Raw genomic sequence first — 397 nt, forward strand, 5'->3', positions numbered from 1 at the left:
GAACATCGGCATCAACGCCAGTCTCGACGCAACGATCCTCAGCCTCGACGCCGGCTCGGGCACCATCGCCAATGCGGGCTCCGGCTACGTCAACGCCACAACACTCGATGCCGCCGCAAGCCTCGTCGCCCTCACCGGCAGCAACTCCATCACCACTCTCGGCAGCATCAACGTCGGCAGCTTCACCCTCGACGACAACGCGCCCCTCACCATCGCCGGTCCCTTCAACGCCACCAGCGCAAGCCTCACCGACACCAGCGCCGGTGGCTTCGACATCGCCGGGCAGGTCAGCCTCGCCTCGCTCCTCGCCCTCTCCGCAACAAGCGGATCCATCACCAGCTCGGGCACCGGTTCCATCTCCGCACCGACCCTCGATGCCGCCGCCAGCCTCGTCGCC

The 397-nt window shown here is 67.5% G+C and carries 1 protein-coding gene; it reads left to right on the forward strand.

Features of this window, described 5'->3' with window-relative positions:
• The coding region (locus tag RT91_RS22125) for a hypothetical protein (RefSeq protein ID WP_035189819.1) at nt 1–397 on the forward strand (397 nt) is incomplete at both ends.

The organism is Acidiphilium sp. JA12-A1 (assembly GCF_000724705.2).
Taxonomy (GTDB): domain Bacteria; phylum Pseudomonadota; class Alphaproteobacteria; order Acetobacterales; family Acetobacteraceae; genus Acidiphilium; species Acidiphilium multivorum.